At 66.5% G+C, this 3,636-nt stretch carries 4 protein-coding genes; 3 read left to right on the top strand and 1 reads right to left on the bottom strand.

Features of this window, described 5'->3' with window-relative positions; all coding sequences use genetic code 11:
* Positions 1 to 881: peptide ABC transporter substrate-binding protein (locus ACTIFJ_RS15060; RefSeq protein WP_439534931.1), on the top strand; the 881-nt coding region annotated here is incomplete at its 5' end.
* 17 nt (positions 882 to 898) lie between these two features.
* Here ACTIFJ_RS15060 and ACTIFJ_RS15055 read toward each other — a convergent pair.
* The gene (locus ACTIFJ_RS15055) at positions 899 to 1,693 is read right to left on the bottom strand and encodes a GntR family transcriptional regulator (protein ID WP_439534930.1); all 795 of its coding nucleotides are present in this window, start codon (positions 1,691 to 1,693) and stop codon (positions 899 to 901) included.
* Positions 1,694 to 1,827: 134 nt separating this feature from the next.
* On the opposite strand from ACTIFJ_RS15055, the gene ACTIFJ_RS15050 reads away from it, so the two are divergent.
* Both ACTIFJ_RS15050 and ACTIFJ_RS15045 read left to right on the top strand, forming a co-directional pair.
* On the top strand, positions 1,828 to 2,175 hold the full coding sequence (locus tag ACTIFJ_RS15050; protein WP_439534929.1) for a hypothetical protein: 348 nt from the start codon (positions 1,828 to 1,830) through the stop codon (positions 2,173 to 2,175).
* 99 nt (positions 2,176 to 2,274) lie between these two features.
* On the top strand, positions 2,275 to 3,636 hold a 1,362-nt coding region (locus ACTIFJ_RS15045), incomplete at its 3' end, for an aldehyde dehydrogenase family protein (protein WP_439534928.1).

The following is a 3,636-nucleotide window of genomic DNA, read 5'->3' as shown; positions in this document are numbered from 1 at the left end:
ACTATCCGACCGATGATACCGGGGCGCTGGTCAAGCGGTACCGGGCCAATGAGGTGGACATCATCCTCAACTTTCCGCCCGAGCAGACCGAATTCCTGAAGACGAGCTTCGGCGACCAGGTGCATATCGCGACGAACTACGGGCTCTATTATTATATCTTCAACAACGCCAAGCCGCCGTTCGACAATGTGGCGGTGCGCAAGGCGCTGACATTGGCGGTGGACAAGGACGGGATCGCCAAGCAGATCCTGCGCGGCGAGACCGAGGCGGCGTGGAGCCTGGTGCCGTCCGACATTTCCGACTTCAGGCGGCTGCCTTCGGCCGATGCGGCGCGGCCGCTGGCCGAGCGGCAGGCGGAAGCCAGGACGCTGCTGGCCGGCGCCGGCTATGGGGCGGGCAAGCCGCTGAGCTTCGAGGTGCGCTACGACAGCAAGGAGGAGAGCCGGCAGATCGCGGTGGCACTGGCCGACATGTGGAAGCAGGTGGGGGTGCAGACAATGCTCAAGGCCTCGGACTTCCGGGGGATCACCAATGATGCGCGCGGCGGCAAGTTCGACGTGATCCGCTACCAGTGGTTTGCGCCCTATGACGATCCGTCGACTTTCCTGGCGCTGGTCAAGGCGCGGTCGCAGACCAACCTGACCGGCTACAAGAACCCGGCCATCGACGGCATGGTGGCGGCGGCCGATGAGCAGGCGGACACGGCGCGGCGGATGGCGATGCTGGCGGCGGCCGAGCAGCGGGCGATGGCCGATTATCCGCTGCTGCCGATCTACTTCACCACAGCCCGGCGGCTGGTGTCGCCGCGGGTGCAGGGCTGGTCCGACTTTCCGGGCGGGAATGTCCAGTCCCGCTATCTGTCGCTGAAGCCGGCGGCTTAAGCCGCCGGGCCGGCAGCTTAAGCCGGCGAGCCGGCGGGGACCGTCGCGTTGGCGGCGGCGCCCGGCCGGGCGGCGAGGAAGACGTGATGGACATAGCTTTCGGCAAGATAATAGGCCGTCAGCAGCTCGATCGGCTTGGAGAACAGGTCCAGCACCAGCAGCCGGACATGGACGATCGGGGCACCGATGTTGATGCCCAGCGCCTCGGCGATGCGGGCGTCGGCCAGCGTCGCACCGATCAGCTGGTGGGCGCCGAGAATGTCATAGCCCTTGCCCTGGAGGATGGTGGGGGCGGGCGAATTGCGCAGGTCTTCCTCGGTCAGCGCGATGCCGAGATGGGTGGGGATGGACAGCAGGGTGACGCCGATCGGCTTGTTGCCGCGCATCCGGGTGAAGCTTGCCTGGATGACCATGTCCTCGGTGCTGATCTGGAGATCGCGGGCGGTGTTCTCGTCGGCCTGGCGGGTGACGATCTCGATGTCCTTGAGCGAGGACTTGGCATCGAGCTGGCGCAGGCGGCGGACGAGTTCGGCGAAATCGCCGCGGCTGGGGACATCGGCAATGGCGGCGCTGACGAAGGTGCCGCGACCCTGCTTGCGGATGACCAGCTTTTCCTTTTCCAGCAACTCGACGGCGGCGCGGACGGTGATGCGCGAGACGCCGAACAGCTTGCACAGCTCGGGCTCGGAGGGGAGCTGCGCGCCTTGCAGATAGACCCCCTGCTGGATCCAGTCACGGAGCGCCGTATAGGCTTGAACGTAACGCGGCGGGCTCATCCTGCCATCATCGACGACCACGTGCTTCTTCCTCATTCCGGCCGCAGGCCTGCAAGCGATTTCAATAGCGATAGCATCGGCCTTGGCAAGGCCATCCGATTTTCATGACATCAGGTTGTCATAATGATATGATGGCTTAAGAACGGCAAGCGCAATGGCAGGAGGCAGGGATGGACAAGCTCGAGGCGGTGAAGAAATCGGTGGCGGCAACCGCCGGGCCGCGACCGCATTTCCTGAAAGATCCGGATTCGGACCGGCTGCTGGCGATGGTGCTGGCACTCGCCGGGGAGCTGGGCACCGTTTATGAGCGACTCGATACGCTGGAGTCGCTGCTGGTCAGCCAGGGCACTGTCGATATTGAAAAATTGAACGAAATGACGCTGCCCGGCGATGCCGCCAAGGCGCGGCTGGACTGGCATGAGGCGATGGTGCGGCGGATCCTGCGCGTGCTGGCGCTGGAATTGCAGGAACTGGCGGAAGACGACAGCGACATTCCCAAAGCGCTTGTCGGCGAATGAGCGCGGGTGAAAACTGACGCTTGCGCTTTCGTTCGTGACAGGTCATCATAACATTATAATGACCATTGGACAGGTGCCTTTGTGACCCATGCCGAAACAGTGAGTGCGGACGCATCGCGCCGGACGATCGAGGCGCGCAACCCGCGCAGTGGCGCGGTCGACTGTCGGTTCGACGCGGCCGGGCCGGCCGATGTGACCGATGCCGTGGCGGGATTGCGGGCAGCGCAGCCGGCGTGGGCGGCGCTGCCCACCTCGGCCCGGGCGGCGGCGCTGGTGCGCTGGGCCGAGGCGATCGAGGCCGGGCGGCTGCCGATCATCGAGGCGCTGGCGGCGGATACCGGGCGGTGGCTGCTGTCCGAGCGCGAGGTCGACGGGGCGGCGAAGAATTTGCGGCGCTGGGCGCGGATGGCGCCCGAGATCCTGGGCGAGCATGGCGGCACCGAGGCGCGGGCGTCGGCGCTGATCGAGACGGTGCGCTACCAGAACCAGTTCGTGCCCTATCCGGTGGCGGGGTTCATCTCGCCGTGGAATTTTCCGGTAACCCTGTCGCTGATCGATGCGGTGCCGGCACTGGCGGCCGGGTGCGCGGTGATCGTCAAGCCGTCCGAAGTGACGTCAAGGTTCGTGGCGCCGCTGCTGGCGACGCTGGCGGCGGTGCCGGAACTGGCCGGCGTGGTGCGCTTCGTGCTCGGCGACGGGGCGACCGGGGCGGCGCTGATCGATGCCGTCGACCTGATCTGCTTCACCGGCTCGGTGCCGACCGGGCGCAAGGTGGCCGAGGCGGCGGCGCGGCGGTTTATCCCGGCGTTTCTCGAACTGGGCGGCAAGGACCCGGTGGTGGTGATGGCCTCGGCCGACATCGAGCGGGCGACCGATGCGGTGCTGCGCGGCTCGGTGCTCAATTCGGGCCAGGTCTGCCTGTCGATCGAGCGGGTCTATGTCGACCGGGCGATCCATGACGATTTCGTGGCGCGGCTGGTCGAGAAGGCGAAGGCGGTGACGCTCAATGTCGCCGATATTCATGACGGCGACATTGGGCCGATGATCTTCTCGCGCCAGGCCGATGTGGTGGCGGCGCATCTCGACGATGCGCGCGTGCGCGGCGCGCGGATCGAATGTGGCGGGGCGCTGGTGCAGGCGGGCGGGGTCTGGTGCCCGCCGACCGTGCTGACCGGCGTGACGCACGAGATGGCGATCATGCGCGAGGAAAGTTTTGGACCGCTGCTGCCGGTGATGGCCTTCGACAGCCTCGACGAGGCGGTGCGGCTGGCCAATGACACGAGCTTCGGCCTCTCCGGATCGGTGATTGCCGGCAGCATCGAGGAGGCGATGCCGGTGGCGTACCGGATCAATGCCGGCGGCGTCTCGGTCAATGACTGCGGGCTGACCTACATGACCTATGAGCCGGAGAAGACCAGCTTCGGCCTGTCCGGGCTCGGCGGCTCGCGGATGGGGCCGGCC

This window comes from Polymorphobacter sp. (genome assembly GCF_051860865.1).
GTDB lineage: Bacteria > Pseudomonadota > Alphaproteobacteria > Sphingomonadales > Sphingomonadaceae > Sandarakinorhabdus.
This window is presented reverse-complemented; position numbering and strand designations above follow the sequence as displayed.